Source organism: Epilithonimonas sp., from assembly GCF_032055105.1.
Classification (GTDB): domain Bacteria; phylum Bacteroidota; class Bacteroidia; order Flavobacteriales; family Weeksellaceae; genus Epilithonimonas.
In genome coordinates this window covers 281,184-303,515 of the sequence record NZ_DAMBRK010000001.1, presented here as the reverse complement: position 1 = coordinate 303,515, position 22,332 = coordinate 281,184, and the positions used below count along the sequence as shown (strand labels likewise).

Here is a 22,332-nt window from a genome sequence, read left to right as displayed (position 1 = left end):
AAGATGAAGTTAGCAGAAATATCCATTAAAAGACCATCGCTCGTTATCGTATTATTTACGATTCTGACATTGGGTGGTTTATTGAGTTACTCTATGATGGGGTACGAATTGATTCCGAAGTTTGAAACCAATATGGTGACGATTTCTACGGTTTATCCAGGTGCTTCGCCGAATGAGGTGGAAACTTCGGTAACCAGAAAAATCGAAGATGCAGTTGGTTCTTTGGAAAACGTGAAGAAAGTAGAATCTTCGTCTTACGAGAGTTTATCGGTAATTATGGTTCAGCTGAATACTGGTGCCGATGTAAACTATGCCTTGAATGATGCACAAAGAAAGGTAAATGCTATTTTAGCAGATCTTCCGGATGATGCAGATCCACCATCGTTACAGAAATTCTCTTTGGATGATCTACCGATTATGACATTGAGTATCTCTAGTGATAAGTTGAATAACAAGGATCTTTATGACCTTCTAGATAAAAAAATTGAACCTATCTTTTCCCGTGTCAACGGTGTTGCTCAGGTTGATCTTGTTGGTGGACAGGAAAGAGAGATCCAAGTAAGTTTAGACGAAAAGAAGATGCAAGGTTATGGTCTTGCGATTGCAGATGTACAACAAGCGATTCTTTCTTCGAACTTAGATTTCCCAACGGGAGCTTTGAAAACCAGAACTTCTCGTTCTACCATCAGACTTTCCGGAAAATATAAAGATGTTGCAGAAATGAACAATCTTGTAGTTTCTAACAAAGATGGTGCTCAGGTTAGATTATCTGATATAGCAACGGTTTTCGATACTCAGAAAGATGTTGAGAAAGTAGCAAGATACAATCAGAAGTCTACAATCTTGATGCAGATTAAAAAACAATCCGATGCCAATGCAGTAGCGGTTTCGGAATTGGTTCAGAAGACAATTGCTCAGGTTCAGGACAATTATAAAACTCAAGGTGTTAAAGTCAATATCGTAGATGATACAACGGACTTTACTTTGGAAGCGGCAGACCACGTAATCTTTGATTTGTTCTTAGCGATTATTTTAGTGGCTGTGGTAATGTTATTGTTCCTTCATAACATCAGAAATGCATTCATTGTAATGGTTTCTATCCCGATGTCTTTGATTGCAACAGTAATCGGAATGTATCTGATGGGATATACCTTAAACTTAATGAGTTTATTGGGACTTTCACTCGTTGTAGGTATTCTCGTGGATGATGCGATTGTAGTTTTGGAGAACGTTTACCGTCATATGGAGATGGGAAAAAGCAGAATCCGTGCAGCGTATGATGGAGCTTCGGAGATTGGATTTACCGTAACAGCAATTACCTTGGTAATCGTGGTGGTATTCTTACCGATTGCGATGAGCTCAGGTTTGGTTTCTGATATCTTGGCGCAGTTCTGTGTGACCGTAGTTATTGCGACGATGTTATCATTGTTGGCTTCATTTACCATTATTCCTTGGTTATCATCAAGATTTGGTAAGTTGGTGCATTTGACAGGAAAAAATCCTTTTGAAAAATTCATCCTTTGGTTCGAAAAACAATTGGAGAAATTCACACACTGGATTAGTGGAATCTTAGAGTGGTGTTTGAAAACAACATTAAGAAGAATAATGACTGTTATTATAACATTTATTATATTAATTTCTTCCTTTATGTTGGTAGCATTTGGATTCATTGGAGGGGAATTCTTCCCGAAAATGGACAGAGGACAGTTCCTTGTTCAGATGGAATTGCCAAAAGATGCTTCTGTAGAAAAAACAAACCAAGTAACATTAGCGGTTGAAAAATATCTGAGAGAAGACAAAGATGTAGTTGATATGATTACAACAGTTGGTCAGCAATCATCAGGTTTTGGTGGAGCTCAGGCAACTTTGTATCAATCAGAGATTCAGGTAATTTTAGTTGATAAATCTGAACGTAACGAAAGTACAGACATTAAATCGGCAAAAATCAAGAGAGCTTTAGAAGAGAAATTCACCGGAGTTGAATTTAAAACAGCACCAATCGGATTAATGGGAGCGGATAACGCGCCAATCGAAATGGTTGTAACAGCTCAGGATAACGAAACTGCAAACAAAGAAGCAAACAGAATCCTTGAATTACTTAAAAAAGTGCCTGGTTCCGTAGATGCGGAATTGTCAACTGACTCTGGAAATCCAGAAGTTCAGGTGAATATCGACAGAGATAAAATGTCTTCTTTAGGATTGAATCTTTCTAGTGTAGGACAAACGATGCAGACTGCATTTAGTGGAAACACAGACGGGAAATTCAGAGCCGGAGAATATGAATATGATATTAACATTAGATTTGGTGATGCTAACAGACAATCTATTGATGACGTAAGAAACTTGATGTTCACCAATCCGAAAGGAGAACAAATCCGACTAAGTCAATTTGCAGATGTGAAAATGGGTTCTGGACCGAGCTTGCTTGAGCGTAGAGATAAAGCACCTTCTGTAAAAGTAAAATCTAAAGTTGTAGGTCGCCCAGTTGGGGACGTTGCGAACGAATGGGCAGCTCAGTTTATGGATAACGAAAAAACAAAACCTGCAGGTGTAACTTACATCTGGAGTGGAGATATGGAAAACCAGACGGAAGGTTTCGGTACTTTGGGAATTGCTTTATTGGCGGCTATTGTATTAGTTTATTTGGTAATGGTTTCCTTGTATGACTCGTTTGTTTATCCGTTTGTGGTATTGTTCTCGATTCCGTTGGCATTGATTGGAGTAATGGTAATTCTGGCAATTACAGGAAATTCATTGAATATCTTTACAATGCTCGGTATGATTATGTTGATTGGTTTGGTAGCGAAAAACGCAATTATGATTGTCGACTTTGCGAATATGAGAAAAGCAGCAGGTGCTAATACGCACGACGCTTTGATTCAGGCCAACCACGCACGTCTTCGTCCGATTTTGATGACAACGATTGCGATGATTTTCGGTATGATCCCGATTGCGATTGCAAAAGGAGCGGGAGCTGAGATGAACAACGGATTGGCTTGGGTAATCATCGGTGGATTGACATCATCATTATTCCTGACTTTGATTATTGTACCAGTAGTTTACTCTTTATTTGATTCAATTTTGAGAAGAATGGGTAAACACGAAACTGTAGATTATGATGCTGAAATGAAAGCTGATTATGACCATAGAGAACTAAGTGAAGACGGATACACTCCGAAACACGTAGATTAATATATAATTAATTAAGTTAACCGAGAAGCGCATCAATTATTTGGTGCGCTTTTTTTGTTTTCTTTAAATAATAAAAAAAGACTCTCAGAAAAATCTAAGAGTCTCAATATATTTTAAACTAGAAAAATTAATCCGCCATTGCTTCGCCAGACTTTCTATAGACAAAATTGCCATAGATGTGTCTTCTTGCAAAACGACTTGGTGAATCAGAATTTACCATTTTGATGTATGTATTTCTTGGAACACCAATATATTCGAACATTTGTCCATTCAAATGTTGAACAGTCAAAATCGATTTCTCCAGATAAAAATCCTGAATAATAGAATTGGTAATAGTTTCTGTATATTCTTCTTTATATTTTTCCTGAGTTTCCTCGTGGATGCTTACTAGAAAATGATAAGCTTCTATTACAGATTTGCTTTTTTCTTCGGCTTCCAGTTTTCCGGCTTCGTTATTTACAAATTTATCAGGATGCGTGTCCTTCATTGTATTTCTATAAATGGTTTTCAAATCCTTCAAAGTTGCAGTTTTATCAATACCAAGAAGCTTGCGGAATTCTCCTATTTTTTTCATAATCTAATTCTTTATCGGGCGCAAAAGTAAGTTATTAAAAATTAAAAATGCTAAGTTGTTCATTATTAATTTATTAATTGATGAATTTTGTTTTTCATTAATGCAAAATTAGTATTAACTCTTTATAATTACTTTTTTAAGTCTAATCTGTATGAATATTATGTTAAGGAATAAAATCTTATCTTTGAAAAAGTAATTATTAAAAAAAATGAAAAAGCTTTTTTTAACAACCATAGTGGCTCTCACAGTTGCTTCTTGTACAAGCAGATTAGGAAATACATCCAAAATTGGAAAACATCAGGCTTCGGTTACGGGAACGCAATGGGTTTTAGCAGATGATGTTGCCAACAAACCAACATTATTGATTGAGCAGAACAAAATTTCTGGAAATGCAGGTTGCAACAACTATTTTTCCGAAGTTACAATAGATACATCTGCAGGTAATTTTTCTACAAAAAATATTGGTTCTACAAGAAAAATGTGTAACAATATGACCGCAGAAACTAGCTATCTCAGCGTTTTGCCAGAAGTGAACAAGTACGTTGTTACAGAAACAACATTGGAACTTTACAAAGACAATCTACTATTGTTGAAGTTTAACAAACAATAATAATTTAAAAATAAACCCAAAAAAAAAGGAACTCAATTTTGAGTTCCTTTTTTATTATTCTTCGTCTTCCTCGTCGTCGTACTTAGCAAGTTCTTCATCACACCATTTGAAGGCTTCTTCTACAACTTTCGTAGCCTCGTTAGCTACAGTTTCTTCATCATCTCCTTCCAAGTCATCCAACCATTCTACATCCTCTTCTTCTACGTTAAGGATGAAACGTGGGTACTCTGTGTGTACTACAAAAAGATCTTCTGGAAAATCAGAATTGTCGGCTAATAAAAACTTAGGTAATTTCATAATATAAAATTTTAAAATAAATCAGAGTATTTGTGACTATCACTCTATGGTTCAAAGATAGAAAAATTCCCGAAAACTATTATTGATAATTGTTTTTTTTGATATTGATTTTCTTTTCTACTTTATACCTCGTTAATGTATTATTTTTCAGTGTGTCAGATGGTTTGAAGGTGATCTGTATTTTAGGATTCACTGTGCTGATTAATTCAGCAGTTTGTCCGTCATTATCCATTTGATCTTTTACAAAGAACTTGAGCTCTTCATCCATCATGTTTTCATTTTTTAAAAATTGAGTTATCGATTTTCTATTCTCAAGATAATCTCCTTTGGATAACCAACTAAAAACAAAACCTGTCATTAAGCTCATAAAAGCAATACCATAAGTAGTATCACTTAATGTTAAAAATAATTTTTTGAAGAAAACCATCCAAACTCCAATAGAAAATGGCGCTAGCAATCTATAATCAATAGGGTTTACAGAATAAACATATTGAATAAAGTAAGATAAAATAATGGTGACCAATGAAACCATCAAAATGAATTTTTCGGTCTCGGAAAGTTTGATTTTAATAAAAAGAAAGACCATTAGAATGATGGTTAATAAACCGATCCCATAAATTGCGTAATTGATAATTCCACCATTTGGGTCTGCAATATGAATGAAGGGATTAAAAGTTGTTGCCAACCCTTGGAGTAATTCTAATAATAATTGAGAGGTAGGTTTTAAGCCAATTTCCAAAAACGAATTGATGTAATCTTTGTTAAAATAATCGATGAATGTTATTTTATAAAGTCCATAAAAACCAATTCCTAAAACTCCTGAAATAACAAACGATTTCCAATAATGTTTTCCTATGCTCATCAATCCAAAAACAATGCATCCGACGCAGAAAAATAATGCGCTGTAACGCATATTAATCAGAAGAATCAATAATAATGTAAGATAAAAAATACTCTGTCTTGGACTGATTTTGTTTTCAATAATTTGATGAGCTGTGAAGAGTAATAATATGACGAAAGGAAGTGCCAAAGCTTCGGCCATTGTAAAAGAAAAAATACTCACAAAACTGAACAATGCAGACGTAATCATTAGTTCTTTGAAGAAAAACTGCTTCTTGTAAGTAAAAATTAAAATAAAAGTATAAGCCAAAAGTCCCACAACTTTGCTACTCCAGAAATCATCTATCCCAAAAAAGGTAAAAAACTTGATGAAAAGCGGATAACCCAATGGAGCTGTCGTGTTATCTATGATTGGGAATATCGCAGATTGTCTCATATATCGTATAGAATCTGGACTTACACGGCCTTTTTCGTTCGATAAAAATCTGAAAATAATCATCCCATAAGTAATAATAATTAAGAGTAACTGAAGGATTTTCTCGTTTTTTGAATTAAGTTTTAAGGAAATCATAGTTTTAAAAAATAAAAATGTCAGAATCAAACCTGATTCTGACAAAGTTATTAATCGTAATCTGAAATTACTAATTTCAAATTTATTCTTTATAAAGCCTTTTTTTCTCTGCGAGATAATAGCTTGTGTCTTTATCAATGTAAGTAGAGAAAGCATTCCCGAGATTGTCGAAATAAGCTTTTGGTAAAACCATTTTCTTCTTGATGGTTGGGATTTTAATCAACTTTGTTTTTTTGTTGTCAAAATAATTCCATTCTCCGATATAAGTATTGGTAAGTAAATTAACGCTGGATTCTCCGCTGCCATCATTATTGGCTGGTCCAAACTCATAGCGTTCCATCCCAATCAATCGCATTTTTCCGGTTTCTTTTTCATAACGAAACTGATATCCATAGCCAGCTCGCATCTGGTTGAGTTTTACTTTGAAACCATTTTTAGATTGATCAAAAAAAATCTCTCCAGAATCTTCAAATTGATTAGACGATATTTTCTTGAATTTCTGAGAAGAAAGTTGATACACAACCGCTCCATTATTAGAATCCAGATATACTTTATCCTTAATATGATCACCATCAAAATCAGCAGAAAGTATTTTTTCCTGAGCTAAGAAAAATGAAGGTGAAATCAAGAAAATTAGAAGTTTTTTTGAAAACATCTTAGTTTATTTTGAAAACATTTTCGAAACCTTTTCTGCCTTTTTATTTTCAGAATAATCGTAGAAACCTTCGCCGGATTTCACGCCTTTTTTACCAGCCATTACCATATTCACAAGTAATGGATTTGGTGCATATTTAGGGTTTTTGAAACCGTCGTACATCACGTTTAGAATGGCTAGGCAAACATCAAGACCTATAAAATCTGCGAGTTGCAAAGGTCCCATTGGATGTGCCATTCCTAGTTTCATGACTGTATCAATTTCTTCTACACCTGCAACGCCATTGTAAAGAGTTTCAATAGCTTCGTTAATCATTGGCATCAGGATTCTGTTGGCAACAAATCCAGGATAGTCGTTCACTTCAACCGGAACTTTTCCAAGATTTTTTGACATCTCGAAAATAGCATCAAAAGTCTCTTTTGAGGTTGAGTAACCTTTGATGATTTCTACCAATTTCATAATAGGAACAGGATTCATAAAGTGCATTCCAATAACTTTTTCCGGACGTTTGGTTGCTGCTGCAATTTGTGTGATAGAAATGGATGAGGTATTGGTTGCTAAAATACAATTCTCAGGAGCTAACTCATCAATTTGAGCAAATATTTTCAGCTTTAATTCCAGATTTTCTGTCGCAGCTTCTACGATAAGATTGGCATTTGGAGCAGCATCTTTTAAGTCTGTAAATGTTGTAATGTTGGCAAGCGTACTTGATTTTTCTTCTTCTGTAAGATTTCCTTTGGCAATGATTCTGTCAAGATTAGTTGTGATGGTTTTTAGTGCTTTATCAAGATTTTCTTGTTTCACGTCTACCAAACTTACTTGGAATCCGCTTTGAGCAAAAGTATGAGCAATTCCATTTCCCATAGTTCCTGCGCCTATTACAACAATGTTTTTCATTCTGATATTTTAAATTTTGTTGATTGTAAATATATCATAATTCTTTAAACTTGGATTGAAGTTTTAAAATAACAGATATGATTAGATATGTCAAAAAAAGAAAACCTTATTTTCTTAATTTTCTAACATAATTCTTTATTTGAATATCATTATAATTTAAAACTAAATTATTTTCATCTAGCCTCATTATCTTATAATTTGTCCATTTGTTCAATGACCTGTTGAAAATTTTCAATGAATTATTATCAATTTTAAATTTAGTTTTTCTTCCAAACGATTTTTGAAAGTAATTTACATCTAAAGTATTTAAATCAAAAAATTCATAGTTTGCCTTGCAGCTATCTTTTGAATAAAAATCAAATCCTAAATCTTTTCGTGGAGGTAAAGGAGGCTCTTCTGATCCATCAATACTATAACTTGGAATATTATATTCTGAAACAAAAATCCATTTGCCTTCAATAGTTTTTTTATCCTCTTTTTGACAAGAAAAAAGAATTAGAAGCAAAAATATTAGGACGCAATTTTTCAAACAATTACTTTGTAATCAACCTCACAATCTCCAGTGCCACTTTCAACGCCTCAGTCCCATCTTCCAAAGAAACTTGGACAGGAACATCATATTCAATTGCGTTGGCGAAACTTTCTAGTTCATCAAGAATAGCATTGTTGGGTTGGATGTTCGGATATTCAAAAAGGATTTGGTTTTTTTCGCCTTCCGCATTTTCGATAATCATATCAAAGTCAGACGGATTTTCTGGTGCCGGTTTCATGCGGATAACTTCTGCTTTTTTCTCCAAGAAATCCACAGAAACGTAAGCATCTTGTTGGAAAAATCTAGATTTTCTCATCGCTTTCATCGAGATTCTGGAAGTTGTTAAGTTCGCTACACAACCATTTTCAAACTCAATTCTCGCATTGCAAATGTCCGGCGTTTTGCTCACAACAGAAACACCGCTGGCGTGGATTTCTTTTACTTTGGATTTAACTAGACTCAACAAAATATCCAGATCGTGAATCATCAGATCCAAAACCACAGAAACATCCGTTCCTCTCGGATTGAATTCCGCTAATCTGTGAATCTCGATAAACATTGGATTTTTAATATAATCTTTCGCTCCAATGAACGCTGGATTATATCTCTCAACGTGACCCACTTGAGCTTTGATTCCGAATTCTCTACATCTCGAAAGAATTTCCTCCGCTTGTTCCAGAGTTTGCGTCACAGGTTTTTCGATGAAAAAATGAATGCCTTTTTCAATCGCTTTCATTGCATAATCGTAGTGATAAACAGTGGGAGTTACAATATCCAGCATATCGATTGCTTCTAACAAATCTTCGAAGCTTTCAAAAAATTTGTATCCAAATTCTGCTGCTAGTTTTCGTCCATTTTCTGCATCTTTATCATGGAAACCAACGAGTTCGTATTTCTCAGATTGATTCAGTAATCTCAAATGGATTTTCCCCAAATGTCCCGCTCCTACAAGTCCTGCTTTTATCATATGTTGATTTAGATTATTGTTATGATCATATGCAATCGCTAAAATTTTATCGGTATTTGCATTTCCGAATTACGGCGATTTCATAGCTTAATTTTCTTAAAGTCGTAAATTTAAGAATTAAAGCAACTCGACATAAAAAAAGACTCAGAATTTTTTACGATTCTGAGTCTTGTCATTTTTAATATCATTTATAATTTATCATTCACCATTTATAATTGAACTACTTCTTCTTTCTCCGAACTCTCTTTCGCTGCTTCTATCACTTTCATCGTATGATAAGCTTGTTTTGCAGTTACGGGAACTTTTTTATCGTTCACGATTGCATTGTAAAGGTCATCGTAGAAATCAAGATAATTGCCTTGAAAAGTTGGGAAGTTGACAACTCTGTCATTGTAAACCAAAAGTCCAGTTTTGTCTTCAGGTTCTGTTCCCCAATTGTCACGATTCGGAACTTTTCCAAGTTTTAATTCATCTTCTTGGATGTCTGCTCTGTGTTTTAAGAAACTTCCTTTCTTGCCGTGGAAAACGTAAGAAGGCGTCATTTCTTTAACAAAAAAACTGGCTTTTAATCTCACACGTTTGTCAGGATAATAAAGCAGAATGTCAAAATAATCATCAATCTGGGTGTTGTCTCTTGTTTTTCGGATATCAGCAAAGACCTTTTCCGGATTTCCGAATAATGTCAAAGCTTGGTCAATCACGTGAGAACCAAGATCCATCAAGATACTGGCTCCTGGATTTCCGTTTTCTTTCCACGCTTTCGGACTCAACTCTGGATTATATCTTTCGAATCGAATTTCTGCTTCTACGATTTCGCCAAGATATTCTTCTTCCAACACTTTTTTCACAGTTCGGAAATCGCTGTCGTATCTTCGGTTTTGATACACGCAAAGCTTTAGATTTTTTTCTTTGGCGAGTTGGTGTAATTCTTCTGCTTCCTCGGAAGTTGTTGTGAAAGCCTTTTCTACCAAAGCATGTTTTCCAGCTTCCAAAACTTTTTTAGTGAATTCGAAATGCGTGTCAATCGGTGTATTAACCACAATTAATTCCGCATCACTTTCCAAAACTTCTCCCAAAGAATCAAAACTTTTAACATTCGGATAGTCGGTTTGTATATTTTTTTTGCTTCGTTCGTAAGCGCCTATTAATTTGAAACCATTGTTTACTTCAAGAAATGGAGCGTGGAACAATTTCCCCGAACCACCGTAAGCTAACAAAGCAGTTTTTATCTGTCTCATAAATGTTTAAAATAATTTTGATAATGCAATTTAACTAAATAAAAATTCAAGCTACAAAATTGCAACTTGAATCTTTATCGAAATATTTTTTAATGAATTTAAATCTATGAAAGGCTTCGAGAGCCTCAGCCTGACATTACTGAAAATAAACTATTAGATTTGTCAGTCTGAGCGGAGTCGAAGACTTCCTATAAACTCTCCAACACCCCAACTCTCTAACCCAATCTATCCCATAATATGAAAGCCACCATCCACGTGACGAATTTCTCCCGTAATTCTGGTTTCTTTTCGGAAAAGATGAACAATCTCGTGAGCCAAATCTTCAGGAAGTGCATTTCCAAGCGGACTGATTCTATTGGCTCTTTCAACATCTTCAACTTTCAAAGTAGCATTACCGGCTTTACTTCCCATAAAAGGTGAAAATCTGATTGCATTGGCACGGATTCCATATTTTTTTCCGAGCTCGTAAGCCATTTCAATCGTTAGTCTTTCAAGCGCCGCTTTTGCAATACTCATATTGATATAAGGAAAAAACGAAACTTTCTCCGCGGCAATGTAGCTTAATGAAACAATTGAAGCGCCATTTTGCAAAACTTCATTCGCAAGTAAAGCGTGACAAAGTGTAACTAGAGAAAACGCAGAAACATTCATCGTGTCATTGAATTCTTCCGCTGTTACTTCCAGCATTGGTTTTACAGCTTTGTTTCTAATGGTTTTGTCCATTGCAATCGCGTGAAGAAAACCATTTAGCTTAATATCTTTCGTTTTCAAGTCATCAGCAAAATAGTTTAAACTTTCTGGTAAAGTCACATCAAGTGGAGCAGTGTAAACATCATCACCTAAAACTTTTTTACAGGCATTTTCGAAGTCTTCATAATTTTTATTGAGGAAAGATTCTGCTTTTTCGGAAAGGTTTTTGTGAAAAGGAGTAACGCCTAATCCTGTACAAATCACTTTTCCATTGTTGGCAAGGATTTTTTCTGCGGTTGTCATTGCAAGAGAGTTTTCATCTGCAATTCCGGTAATAAGGAAAGTTTGATTATCTAACATATTGCTAATTAACAATTAATAATTAAAAATTAATGAATTATCTTACGCTTTATAAAGTGCTGTCCCCCAAGTCCATCCGGAACCAACCGCGGCAAAAAGCAAAAGATTACCAGGTTTTATACGGCCGCTTTTATAAGTCTCATCCAGAACAATTGGGATTGTTCCGCCGGATGTGTTGGCGTATTTATCCATATTAGTCATTACTTTTTCGAATGGGATATTGGTTTTTCTAGCGGTTTCTTGTAAAATTCTAATACTTGGCTGATGCGGAATCACCCAATCTACATTATCAGAAGTCAGCTTGTTGGCGTCTAATATCTCTTTAATTGTTTCTGGCAAAACTCTGGTTGCAGTTTCAAAAACTGCTTTACCGTTCATTTGAAAATAATGGAGTTTTTGCTTCAAAGTTTCTTCCGAAGCTGGCATTTCTGAACCACCTGCTGGAATATTGAAATGATATTTCCCTGTTCCATCTGCGTGAAGTTTGAAATCTATAAAACCTTTATCTTCAGTCGTAGCGGATAGCAAAATAGCTCCAGCGCCATCGCCAAAGAAAACCGAATCTTTTCTTTCCCAGTCGGTAATCGTTGAAAAAGTATCAGCGCCAATCACAAGCACATTTTTATACATTCCTGTTTCAATGAACTGACAACCAATTGCAATCCCATAAAGTCCACCAGAACAAACTGCAGAAATATCAAATGCCACAGCTTGAGGGGCTTCCATTTTTTCCTGAACAAAACACGCTGTTGAAGGCGCTTGTCTATCTGGGGTAGAAGTAGCAACAATAATCAGGTCGATATCTTTTGGCGTGACGTCTGTATTTTCCAGAGCTCTCAAACCTGCTTTATAAGCCAAATCGCTGGTGACTTCACCATCGGCAATTCGGCGTTCTTTGATTCCCAGGTTTTTAAAAATCCACTCGTCGGAAGAACCTACTTTTTCGAAAAAATCATTTTTTAAAATTTTTGGAGGAACATAAGATCCTGTTCCTTTGATGTAAGCTCTTAATTTCTGCATAACATTCATTCGTTCATTCAATTAATTGAAATAATATTTAAGTTTTTAATAAAAAAACAATCAAATTTATAAAGTTTAATCTAATTAAGGTTTTGATTTTTAATAAATTTTTAAAATAATGATTCTTGTTTGGATTTTAAATTTTTCCTTCCGAAATTGCAGACTAGATTTAAAAACTTCTAATTAGAATAATGAGAGATACTTACGTTCACAAAGGCAAAAGAAAACAATTAATAGATTATCTTCATCAGAAAATCGGGATTACCGATTCTTTTGTTCTTAATGCAATGAACGAAGTGCCAAGACACCTTTTCATAGAAAGTGTTTTCGAAGATTATGCCTATGAAGACCGCGCTTTTCCAATTGCTGCCAAGCAAACAATTTCTCATCCTTCAACGGTTGCGGAGCAAACTGAATTGCTAGAAGTCAATGAAGGTGAAAAAATTTTAGAAATTGGAACGGGTTGTGGTTATCAGACTGCCGTTTTGATCCAAATGAAAGCTTTGGTTTACACGATTGAACGTCAAAAGGACTTGTACAATTTTTCTACTAAGATTCTGCGAGAATTGAATCTTAGACCAAAATTTCAAAGCTTCGGAGACGGATTTGCTGGTTTGCCAACGTTTGCGCCATTTGACAAAGTATTGGTGACTTGTGGCGCGGAGATTCTTCCAACCGAACTTTTAAAACAATTAAAAGTTGGCGGAAAAATGGTAATTCCTTTAGGAAAAACAGATGAACAGATTCTTTATAGATTTACGAAAATATCGGAAACTCAATTTGAGAAAGAGGAATTCGGCGTTTATAAATTTGTTCCGATGCTTCAAAATAAATCTTTCTAACCACAAAAACTCAAAGTTTACACAAGGCTCACTAAAATTTGTGTTCTTTTGTTGAATCCTTTGTGCCTTTGTGTTTAAATAAAAATAATAATGAATACACGACAAGAAAAAATGGAAGCATTCGGAAGGCTTCTCGATATAATGGATGACCTTCGGGAAAAATGTCCATGGGATCAAAAGCAGACTTTTGAAACACTTCGTCATCTCACTTTAGAAGAAACTTATGAATTGTCCGACGCGCTTCTGAATGAAGATTTATTAGAAATCAAAAAGGAATTGGGCGATGTGTTGTTGCATTTGGTTTTCTATGCGAAAATCGGTTCAGAAAAGGAAAGTTTTGATATCGCTGATGTCATCAATTCTTTGAACGAAAAGTTAATTTTCCGTCATCCTCATATTTATGGCGACACAGTTGCGGAAGATGAAGAAGCGGTAAAACAGAACTGGGAAAAACTGAAACTGAAAGAAGGAAACAAATCCATTTTGTCTGGTGTGCCGAAAGGTTTACCTCCAATCATAAAAGCTTACAGAATCCAGGATAAAGTAAAAGGTATTGGGTTTGAATTCGATTCTGCAAACGATGCTTGGGAGAAAGTGAGAGAAGAATTGCAGGAATTTCATCAAGAAACTGAGAAGGATAAAAAAGAAGCTGAATTAGGCGATGTTTTCTTTTCTTTGATTAATTACGCAAGAATCTCGGGACTGAATGCTGATACAGCTTTGGAAAAAACCAATTCAAAATTTATTTCAAGGTTTCAAAAAATGGAAGAGTTGGCTTTGTCTAAAAGCCTTAGTCTAGCTGACCTTAATCTTGTAGAAATGGATGAACTTTGGGAAGAAGCTAAGGTTTTTGAGAAATAAATTTCTTGTCAGGCTGAGGCTCTCGAAGCCATATTTTTAAGCAAATTACTTTAATTAAAAATAAATTCCATCATTGCATATAATTTGTATATTTGATTTAATTAAAATTTAAAACACATCAAACTATGAAAGGTAAAGGTTGTATTGTATTAATTGTAATCGTTGCATTAATTGCAATTGTCGGATTTTGGGCAGTTGGAGTTAGAAACAGTTTTGTAGGACAGGAACAGACTGTCAACGCAAAATGGTCCAACGTAGAAACCGTTTATCAGAAAAGAGCGAACCTGATTCCAAACTTGGAAAGAACGGTGAAATCTTATGCTAAATTCGAGACAGAAACATTGACAAAAGTAGTTGAAGCAAGGTCAAAAGCAACTTCAATCAACATCGACCCAACTAATATGACTGAGGCTGATATGGCAAAATTCCAAGCAGCACAAGGTGAATTAAGCGGAACATTGAGCAGATTGATGGCAGTTGTAGAAAGTTATCCAAACCTGAAAGCTGACCAGCAATACATCAACTTCCAGAGAGAATACACAGCGATTGAAAACAGTATCCGTTCAGAAACCGTTTATTATAACGATGCGGCGAGAGAATACAATACGAGAATCAAAACGTTCCCAAATAACGTAATAGCGAACTTCTCCAACTTCAAAGAAAAACCATATTTCAAAGCTGAGGCTGGCGCAGAAAAAGCACCAAGCGTATTTTCAGAATAATGAATCATTTCCTTACAGATACAGAGATGGCTTCCCTAGTGGAAGCCATCAAAATAGCTGAAGACCACTCTTCGGGCGAGATTCGTGTGCATATCGATTCCACAGCTGAAGATGATTTTGCAAAAAAAGCGTTTGCAATTTTTCAATCTTTAGAAATGCATTTGACTAAGGAAAGAAATGGCGTTTTGTTTTACGTCAATTTTGAACAACATTATCTCACGATTATCGGTGATGAAGGCATTCATAAAAAAGTAAAACAAACATTTTGGGATAATCTTCACGATGAGATTACTTCCGAATTTGTAAACGAAAATTACTACAAAGGTCTGAAAGATGCCATTTTGAAAACAGGACTTGAACTGAAAAAATATTTCCCTGTAGTTGGGGAAAATATCAATGAATTACCCAATGATATCAGCTTCTCTTAAACGATATATTTTTGCATTATTTCTGATTTTTGGATTATTTTCCAAAGCTCAGTTGGTGCCAGAAAAACCAGCGGTTCTTTATCCTGTTTATGATAAAGCTAATTTGCTGTCGGAAAGTGAAAAAGACGCGCTGAATCAAAAACTCATCAAGTTCTCCGATTCTACTTCTACAGAGATTTTAGTCGTAATTGTCCCGACAACCAGTGGCGAAGATGTCAATTATCTCGCAACGATGTACGGAGAAAAATGGGGAATCGGACAAAAAGGTGTTGATAATGGTGTGGTTTTCCTGATTGCGACGGAAGATAGAACAATGTCAATTCAGCAAGGTCGTGCTGTTGAACAATATTTAACGGCTTCTGTTGCAGGACAGATTTTGGATTATCTTGTAACACCTGCTTTCAAAAAAGGAGAATTCTATAACGGGATTGATCGTGGAACTTCTGCTATTATGGAAGCAGTTCAAGGGAAATTCAAACCGATTGTAAAGAAGCAAAAAAACGAAGGCGGAATCAGTATTAGCGCTATTATCCTAATTATAATTGTCATTATTATTTTGATAAGTTTAACTAATGGTAATAACGGTGGAGGAAACTATGACGACGATGACTACACACTCTCTAGAAGAGGAAACCGAAGATACAGAGGCGGATTCTTTCCATTTCCAGGAAGCTTCGGCGGAGGTGGGTTTGGTGGTGGAAGCAGTGGAGGTGGAGGCTTCGGTGGGTTCGGCGGAGGCGGCAGCTTTGGCGGAGGCGGTGCCTCTGGCGGATGGTAAATTGACAAATAATTATATAATAAAACTCAGATTTTTGTCTGGGTTTTATTTTTTACTTTTTTTTGAATTAATCGCTTTTGTTATTAATAAAAGCTTAGAAATATAAAATATCTTTTTAGGTTTGAAGACGTACATTTCTAAGCACTGTTCATTAAGAATACTTTGATATAAAGGATTTAAAAACTCAATTCCTTTTAGAATTTGTTATCCTCAAAACTAATAATTTGACGGTGGTTATCAGAAATTCTTAATGCGAAATTAAGTTTTGCCTGAATGGAATTAACCCAATCGAATCCGGGCAAATTATTCATCTTAGACAAAGTTTCTATTGCTTCATTAAGTCAATTCAGCAGGATTAAGAGGTGTTTTTCAGAATTGAAAACTCAGGATCAGAATAGCGGTAGTAGACTTTTCTTCCATCTTTATAACTTTCAATCGGTGCATCATAACCAGCTTCACTTTTCATGAAATTCATATCATCAATAATCTGTCTGCGAGAAACTGAACTTTCCGTTCCGTAATGGTTTGAAAGCACACTAGAACAATAATCAATCAGATCTTGGTATCTTTTGAACTGATTTGAAAAGCATTTATCCAATGCTTTGTATCGGATCTGTGCGTTTTTATTCTGAGCCATTTTGATTATTAGTGGAATTACCAAAAATAAGAAAAGCAAGTGCGAGAAAAAAACTAAAAAAAACGTTGATTAAAAAATTAAAATTGTTTAACGCCTAAAATGAACTAGGAAGCGTATCAAACTTAAAAATCTGCAACAAAATTTAGGCATTCAACCCAAAGAAAAGCTTCCGCCAAAAGCTTTTCGGCCGAAATGTACGTGTTGTAAAGTTGGAAATCTTGTGACGATTGCCACGTTCGATCTTCGAGGTCCGCCAAGTTGGTTTTTGGAGATGAGCCAAAATTTACAAACGCCTAAAATCTAGCATTTTGGGTAAGGGGTTTATGCCCAAAAGTGAAGAAAAACACAATAAAACCAAGAAAAAACCACCAAAATCGCCACAAAAAAAGAGACTCTTCTCGAAGCCTCTTTTATCTCTAAAAAATCTTTCATCGATAACCCCATAATATCTGAAAAGCCCAGCAAAAAGCTCCCGAAGGTTCCGCTCAACAGGGTTTTCATCTCGTGTCCTTCGGACAAGACGAAAACTTAGTTAGTACAGGCAGTGTTTTTTTATCACTCCATTTTTTACCAAGGAATTTCGCCTGTTTCGGGATTGGTTTCTTCGCTGATAAATTTTCCTGTTACTCCGTTTTTGTCAAGCAAAGCATATTTTACAATACGTTTTCCTGCTTCTTCAACTTCGCCACCGTTGTAACCTGTAAAATCGGTTTTTGTGTAACCAGGACAAACGGCATTTACTTTGAATGGTGTATCCCGAAGTTCGTAAGCCAAATGTACGGTAAGCATATTCAAAGCTGCTTTTGACGAACCATAGACCGCATATTTTGCAAAGTTGTAGCCAAACCAATTCGGGTCGCTTTGAAGTGTAATTGAACCAACACTTGTGCTTACATTCACAATTCTTGGTTCTGATGATTTGCGTAATAAATCAATAAATGCTTGTGTAACTCTTGCCACGCCAAACACATTGGTATTAAATGCTGATAAAAATTGTTCCGAATTTGCTTCCAATGCTGTGTAAGGTGCACCGCCATTTACACCTGCGTTGTTAATCAAAACGTCTAAAATTCCCGTTTTCTTACCGATTTCAATTTGGGCATTTTTTACTGAATTATCATCGGTTACATCAATCTGAATGGCTTCAACGTTTGTCAAGTTTTCAGCTTTCAGTTTTTCTATGGCTTGTAAACCATTTTCTAAATTTCTACTTCCGATGTAAACGTAAAATCCTTTTTGCAATAGTTGCTTTGCTGTTTCAAAGCCTATACCCTTGTTCGCTCCTGTGATAAATACTGACTTCATTTTTCTTTGATTTAAAATTTATGGTGCAAAGATTGCCCGATAAAAAATGAAGTCATTTACCATTTGGTAAAAAATGATTTTAGCGTATGTTTTTTCTGATTCTGCTCAATGATTGTTGCGTAAAGCCTAAATACGAAGCAATATGAGAAAGTGCGACACGATTAGCAAGTGTTGGATAGTTTTCTAAAAATTCCAAATAGCGTGTGGTTGCGTCTTGTGAAATGACAGGGGTTTTTCTGGATTTTTGATAAAGGCACTTTTGCACCATTTTATTTTTAATATTGTCCCAACCAACGATTGTATGAGATAACTCTTCCCAGTCTTGTTTTGAAAACACGATGAGTTTACAGTCTGTACTGGCTTGCAAGTATTCGGAAGAAGTTGAATTTGCTTCAAAATTGGGATAATCTACCACCAAATTATTTTCGGGGATAAAACAACGTGTAATTTCTTCGCCTTTGTTGTTGTAATAGCAACCACGAACAACACCGTCCACAACGAAACCGACTTGTCGGGGAATTTTACCCGCTTCCGAAAAATACTTGTCTTTGCCAAGTTCAATTTCGGTTACTTTACTTATAATAAATTCTATTTGTTGTTTATTTAGATTGCCGAACTGTAAAATATATTCAATCAATTTTTCCATTGTTGCAAAGTTAGTAAATGTCCTGAGCTATGATTTACCATTTGGTAAAAAGTGTCCGGATGTGTGGTCGGTTTAACATTGCCTGTAACGGAATTACGTATTGGCGAAGTGCGGGCTAAAAATGAATTTTAGTTCAATTTTCGACCAAGCGTAGCCGATATTTTAAACTACAAAAAAAATTGTGGAATGGAAAAATAGCGGCGGCATAAAAGCGATGGATTTTCAATTCAGCACTTCCTCCCGCATTTTCCAATACATTGTTAGCCGTAATTGCAATTTACACTTTTGATATTAAATTTTCTAAATTTTCAACTAATTTCAAAATTACATTTTCATTGTTGGGTTTTATTGCTGTTTGCAAATTCATTGATACACAATCTGCAACTTCTGATTTTATTATTTCTTTTTGCTTGTCTGTCCAAGGTTTACTTTGGGAAAGAAAAACATTTCGCATTCTATTGGACCACTTTTGATTTCCTCGAAACTCACTAACATCAATGTTTACTCCAAATTTGTCCATTAAATTTTGCTTATAAATTGCGGGATTTAGTATGTCTTCAAACTCACTTTCGTTAAAACCATTACATATTGTTAAAGTTAAATCTTTAATTTTTAAATTGTTATCTTGTTCAGCTTTTTGGTAAGCTTTTTTTCCTTCATCATCATTATCTAATAAAACATGATATGTACACAATGAATGTGATAATTGAGATAATTTGTATGATAAATTTGTTGCTCCACCTAATTTATCGATAATTAATAAATTGTTTCTAATTGCTTTACCTAATTTCTCACTATAGTATGGTAAAAGTGATTTTAAGGCAATGACATCTTCTTCACCTTCAACAACTAATACAAAACTTGCATTAACTAAATTATCAGAAGCCTTAATTCCTAGTAATTCTCTTAATTCTTTTATTGTTTTTGTAACTCGAACCTTACCATTATCAATAATAATATTGTTTTTTATATTATCACGATTTACAAAAAGTGGATTATGACTTGTAACAATTACTTGATTACTTCTTTTTAGATTGTAAATAGCATCTTTCAAAAGATGAATTGCACCAGGATGTAAATGACATTCTGGTTCTTCAATCGCAATTAATGAGAATATGTTTCTATCTTGACTTGTAATATTTTTCAGTAAACCAAGTGCTGCTAAACTTTTAACACCATCACCTTTATATTCTAAACTTGTTTTGTTACCATCATCAACAAATACTTCAAATTGATTTCTGAAAGCTATTCTTCTTTTTTCTTCTAATTGCTCGATACTCACAGCTGTTATATGAGGAAGAAACTCTCTAAGTGAATCTTTTATATTAATTTGAAGTTTCTCTAGTATTGGTTTTTGTAATTCATAAATAGTATTAACCGCATCAATATATTCTTGCTTACTTTCAATTGTTTCTAATTCTTTTGAAAGCATGTTATCAATTACTTTCATTGATTCTTTGTCTGTTCTAATTGCAGGAATGTAATTGAAGTAAATTTTTTTGCCAATATATTCTGAAATTGCTTTAGACTTACTGTTCAAAGTCTTTGCTCCACGACCTTTCTTTATAACTTTTACTTTGGGAGTATGTTCAGAGTTTATACTTATTTCAATAGGTAATGTTCCGTTTAGGTTACTTTTTATGGTTTTTCTAAATTCTTCAATCTCATCTGTTTCTAACTCAAATTCTATTCTGAAAGTAGTGCTTTTGTTTCGTGAGCTTCTATTGCCTATAGGAAAATCTCTCTCCCAGTTATAGAAATTATCACTATTTCTAGAACTATACATTCCACCATATCTTATTCTAACATTTTTTGAATGATATTCAAGAATGTTCATTGACACATTCAAAGCTTTTAATAAATTTGATTTTCCTTCATTATTTTTACCAATTAATACTGTTAAATCGGTTAATGGGATTTTATGAGCTTGTGTTATACTTCTGTAATTAGTAACAGAGAAATTTAATATTTTCATGGTTGAGTTGTCTACGTGTATGTTGCGAAGCAATTACGACTAACGTTTCGGGGCTTGGCGTCAGTGGCGGAAATTGAAGCGAAAAGTTTCAATTTAGCGACACGGTAAGCAAAAGCCAATTAATTGATTAAATTTAAGAAAAAAAGTCAATGCAATTGGCTTTTTGCGGAATAGAAAGACAAAACTTTAATTTTAGCCTTAACCCGCCATTGCGCCAAACCTTTGTTGTGCGACGTTTTTTTAATATCTACATCTACTTTCAACCCAATCAGGTCGGTTCGATTTTATAAAATCAATTTCTTCTTCAGTTGGATTTTGGGTTTCTGGAAGGTCGATATCTTTTGCCGTTAAGTGTTTTTCAACAAATTTATTCATTGATACTGATGTATTCATTCCTGACATTATAAAGCTATTTCCAAACTGCTTATTAATTGAAATTATATTTTTTCTAATTAACCCTGATATTGTTGGATTATCTATTGGAACATCAATTGAAGATTTTTGGTTAATAATAAATTCTCTAAGCACAGATTTCTCGTGAAAATCAAGTGTTTTTAATCTTTCTTTGTATTCTTTTTTTACTTTAATAAATTTAATTTCATAAGAAATTTTTTTGAACGCCCAAATAACAAAGTTTAATAGAACTAACCCTGAAGTTGAGATAAATACCAATCCAATTATCCACCCATAAGATTCATTCAATTTTTCTAAATGAATTTTTTTCAAAAGATTGTCATCTGCAAACAAAATAAATCCGGATAAAACCGAAAACAAAAAGAAAAATTTCGCAGGTAATTTTGTTAAATCAAAAAGAGCTTTTAAGTTTTCCATTATTTAGACTTTGTTTTCTATTTAGGTATTTGATTCGATCTTTATTCTAAAATGTCGCACAACACTCAAATATACGCATTGCGCCAATATAAAATATATACAGTTACACCAATTCTTTTTGCGTCTTATTTAAGGTATTTATTGTTAAGCTGTTATTGTTTGTTGTGATTGTTTATACGCAACTTTTACAGTAATTTTTACAAAAAACAAATTACATTCATAATTCTACAGTCATGTTTATTTTCCTTTCAATTAATTTTATTACGGCTCAAAAAAGTCCAGAAAATACCTCTATTACAAAATAACCATTTATAAACCAATATATTGTAAAAAAACGTAACTTAGTCCTACAAAAAACCAATTACCATGAAACCAAGATTAATCATTACTCAGACTATGATAGATCAGATAGTCTCTACCATTCTCATCAAGGTGTCTCAACCACAAGATATTTCAATACAAAATCGAGGCAAACTACTCAATTGCAAGCAGGTTGCCAGTTATCTTGGAGTCTGCGAAAGAACAGTCAAACATTACATTCAGAAAGGTATCATCACAGGATTTTATCTAGGCAGCATTTGGCTTACCTATGAGCTCATTCTCCATGTAGACCTCATGAATTTATACTGCAGCCAAAATCAAAAGTAGTAATTCATTTATTTTTTTTTCGGTAATATATTACTATACCTTCTTTATACACACCTAGGACTATAATGTCCTAGGTGCCTATATGGTTTTACATAATTTAAGATAATCACTCAACCCCGGTTATACACATGATAAAATCCTAAAAAAATCTCACCCTTCAGGGGCAGGGGTAAAAGATTTTTTCCATCATTACCACCCAAGATAAAATTAGACAAA

At 34.4% G+C, this 22,332-nt stretch carries 23 protein-coding genes and 1 pseudogene; 8 read left to right on the top strand and 16 right to left on the bottom strand.

Features of this window, described 5'->3' with window-relative positions; translation table 11 throughout:
* The first annotated feature begins 3 nt into the window (after window positions 1-3).
* The gene (locus tag RTY06_RS01270; RefSeq protein WP_312822219.1) at window positions 4-3,192 is read left to right on the top strand and encodes an efflux RND transporter permease subunit; all 3,189 of its coding nucleotides are present in this window, start codon (window positions 4-6) and stop codon (window positions 3,190-3,192) included.
* 127 nt (window positions 3,193-3,319) lie between these two features.
* On the opposite strand, the gene RTY06_RS01265 is transcribed toward RTY06_RS01270, so the two are convergent.
* Window positions 3,320-3,766 (bottom strand): KTSC domain-containing protein, encoded by a 447-nt coding sequence (locus RTY06_RS01265; RefSeq protein ID WP_312822217.1) that lies wholly within the window; start codon window positions 3,764-3,766, stop codon window positions 3,320-3,322.
* A gap of 208 nt (window positions 3,767-3,974) precedes the next feature.
* Between RTY06_RS01265 and RTY06_RS01260 the strand changes: the two genes are divergently transcribed.
* A complete protein-coding gene (locus tag RTY06_RS01260) occupies window positions 3,975-4,376 on the top strand; it encodes an META domain-containing protein (protein ID WP_312822216.1) in 402 nt (133 codons plus the stop codon).
* Window positions 4,377-4,430: 54 nt separating this feature from the next.
* Here RTY06_RS01260 and RTY06_RS01255 read toward each other — a convergent pair whose 3' ends face one another.
* The 9 genes from RTY06_RS01255 to RTY06_RS01215 all read right to left on the bottom strand — a co-directional run bounded on the left by RTY06_RS01255 (window position 4,431) and on the right by RTY06_RS01215 (window position 12,443).
* Window positions 4,431-4,673, bottom strand: a complete 243-nt coding sequence (locus RTY06_RS01255) for a hypothetical protein (RefSeq protein WP_027384090.1) — start codon at window positions 4,671-4,673, stop codon at window positions 4,431-4,433.
* Between the two features lie 79 nt (window positions 4,674-4,752).
* Window positions 4,753-6,084, bottom strand: a complete 1,332-nt coding sequence (locus RTY06_RS01250; protein ID WP_312822215.1) for a hypothetical protein — start codon at window positions 6,082-6,084, stop codon at window positions 4,753-4,755.
* Window positions 6,085-6,166: 82 nt separating this feature from the next.
* Window positions 6,167-6,739 (bottom strand): hypothetical protein, encoded by a 573-nt coding sequence (locus RTY06_RS01245; RefSeq protein WP_312822213.1) that lies wholly within the window; start codon window positions 6,737-6,739, stop codon window positions 6,167-6,169.
* 6 nt (window positions 6,740-6,745) lie between these two features.
* Window positions 6,746-7,636, bottom strand: coding sequence for a 3-hydroxybutyryl-CoA dehydrogenase (locus RTY06_RS01240; protein ID WP_312822212.1), 891 nt, complete (start codon window positions 7,634-7,636; stop codon window positions 6,746-6,748).
* 106 nt (window positions 7,637-7,742) lie between these two features.
* Window positions 7,743-8,165, bottom strand: coding sequence for a hypothetical protein (locus tag RTY06_RS01235; RefSeq protein WP_312822210.1), 423 nt, complete (start codon window positions 8,163-8,165; stop codon window positions 7,743-7,745).
* 4 nt (window positions 8,166-8,169) lie between these two features.
* Window positions 8,170-9,135, bottom strand: coding sequence for a Gfo/Idh/MocA family oxidoreductase (locus tag RTY06_RS01230; RefSeq protein WP_312822208.1), 966 nt, complete (start codon window positions 9,133-9,135; stop codon window positions 8,170-8,172).
* A 209-nt stretch (window positions 9,136-9,344) separates the two neighbouring features.
* Entirely contained in the window at window positions 9,345-10,373 is a 1,029-nt protein-coding gene (locus RTY06_RS01225) for a Gfo/Idh/MocA family oxidoreductase (RefSeq protein WP_312822206.1), read from the bottom strand.
* Window positions 10,374-10,598: 225 nt separating this feature from the next.
* Window positions 10,599-11,423: an SDR family oxidoreductase gene (locus tag RTY06_RS01220; protein WP_312822204.1), complete on the bottom strand. Its 825-nt coding sequence runs from the start codon at window positions 11,421-11,423 to the stop codon at window positions 10,599-10,601.
* Between the two features lie 42 nt (window positions 11,424-11,465).
* Window positions 11,466-12,443, bottom strand: coding sequence for a beta-ketoacyl-ACP synthase III (locus RTY06_RS01215; RefSeq protein WP_312822203.1), 978 nt, complete (start codon window positions 12,441-12,443; stop codon window positions 11,466-11,468).
* Window positions 12,444-12,634: 191 nt separating this feature from the next.
* On the opposite strand from RTY06_RS01215, the gene RTY06_RS01210 reads away from it, so the two are divergent.
* The 5 genes from RTY06_RS01210 to RTY06_RS01190 all read left to right on the top strand — a co-directional run bounded on the left by RTY06_RS01210 (window position 12,635) and on the right by RTY06_RS01190 (window position 16,074).
* Complete coding sequence (locus tag RTY06_RS01210; protein ID WP_312822201.1) at window positions 12,635-13,285, top strand: protein-L-isoaspartate(D-aspartate) O-methyltransferase; 651 nt, start codon at window positions 12,635-12,637, stop codon at window positions 13,283-13,285.
* 90 nt (window positions 13,286-13,375) lie between these two features.
* Window positions 13,376-14,146 (top strand): nucleoside triphosphate pyrophosphohydrolase, encoded by a 771-nt coding sequence (gene mazG / locus RTY06_RS01205; RefSeq protein WP_312822199.1) that lies wholly within the window; start codon window positions 13,376-13,378, stop codon window positions 14,144-14,146.
* 125 nt (window positions 14,147-14,271) lie between these two features.
* Window positions 14,272-14,868 carry a LemA family protein gene (locus RTY06_RS01200; protein ID WP_312822196.1) on the top strand — a complete coding sequence of 199 codons (597 nt, stop codon included), beginning with the start codon at window positions 14,272-14,274 and terminating at the stop codon, window positions 14,866-14,868.
* A complete protein-coding gene (locus RTY06_RS01195) occupies window positions 14,868-15,296 on the top strand; it encodes a TPM domain-containing protein (RefSeq protein WP_409450819.1) in 429 nt (142 codons plus the stop codon). Before RTY06_RS01200 ends, RTY06_RS01195 begins: the two co-directional genes overlap by 1 nt.
* On the top strand, window positions 15,277-16,074 hold the full coding sequence (locus RTY06_RS01190; protein ID WP_312822194.1) for a TPM domain-containing protein: 798 nt from the start codon (window positions 15,277-15,279) through the stop codon (window positions 16,072-16,074). The genes RTY06_RS01195 and RTY06_RS01190 overlap by 20 nt, the downstream gene beginning before the upstream one ends.
* Before the next feature lie 355 nt (window positions 16,075-16,429).
* Here RTY06_RS01190 and RTY06_RS01185 read toward each other — a convergent pair whose 3' ends face one another.
* Entirely contained in the window at window positions 16,430-16,711 is a 282-nt protein-coding gene (locus RTY06_RS01185) for a hypothetical protein (protein WP_312822193.1), read from the bottom strand.
* Window positions 16,712-16,814: 103 nt separating this feature from the next.
* Between RTY06_RS01185 and RTY06_RS01180 the strand changes: the two are divergent.
* Window positions 16,815-17,015: pseudogene (locus tag RTY06_RS01180) on the top strand (IS91 family transposase); the annotation flags it as partial.
* 17 nt (window positions 17,016-17,032) lie between these two features.
* Here the strand turns inward: RTY06_RS01180 and RTY06_RS01175 are convergent.
* The 5 genes from RTY06_RS01175 to RTY06_RS01155 form a co-directional block, all read right to left on the bottom strand.
* Window positions 17,033-17,212, bottom strand: coding sequence for a hypothetical protein (locus tag RTY06_RS01175; RefSeq protein WP_312822192.1), 180 nt, complete (start codon window positions 17,210-17,212; stop codon window positions 17,033-17,035).
* Window positions 17,213-17,278: 66 nt separating this feature from the next.
* Entirely contained in the window at window positions 17,279-18,016 is a 738-nt protein-coding gene (locus tag RTY06_RS01170) for an SDR family oxidoreductase (protein WP_312822190.1), read from the bottom strand.
* 79 nt (window positions 18,017-18,095) lie between these two features.
* A complete protein-coding gene (locus tag RTY06_RS01165; protein WP_312822189.1) occupies window positions 18,096-18,662 on the bottom strand; it encodes a Crp/Fnr family transcriptional regulator in 567 nt (188 codons plus the stop codon).
* A gap of 277 nt (window positions 18,663-18,939) precedes the next feature.
* Window positions 18,940-20,637, bottom strand: a complete 1,698-nt coding sequence (locus RTY06_RS01160; protein WP_312822187.1) for an AAA family ATPase — start codon at window positions 20,635-20,637, stop codon at window positions 18,940-18,942.
* Between the two features lie 240 nt (window positions 20,638-20,877).
* Window positions 20,878-21,468 carry a super-infection exclusion protein B gene (locus RTY06_RS01155; protein WP_312822185.1) on the bottom strand — a complete coding sequence of 197 codons (591 nt, stop codon included), beginning with the start codon at window positions 21,466-21,468 and terminating at the stop codon, window positions 20,878-20,880.
* Window positions 21,469-22,332 lie beyond the last annotated feature (864 nt).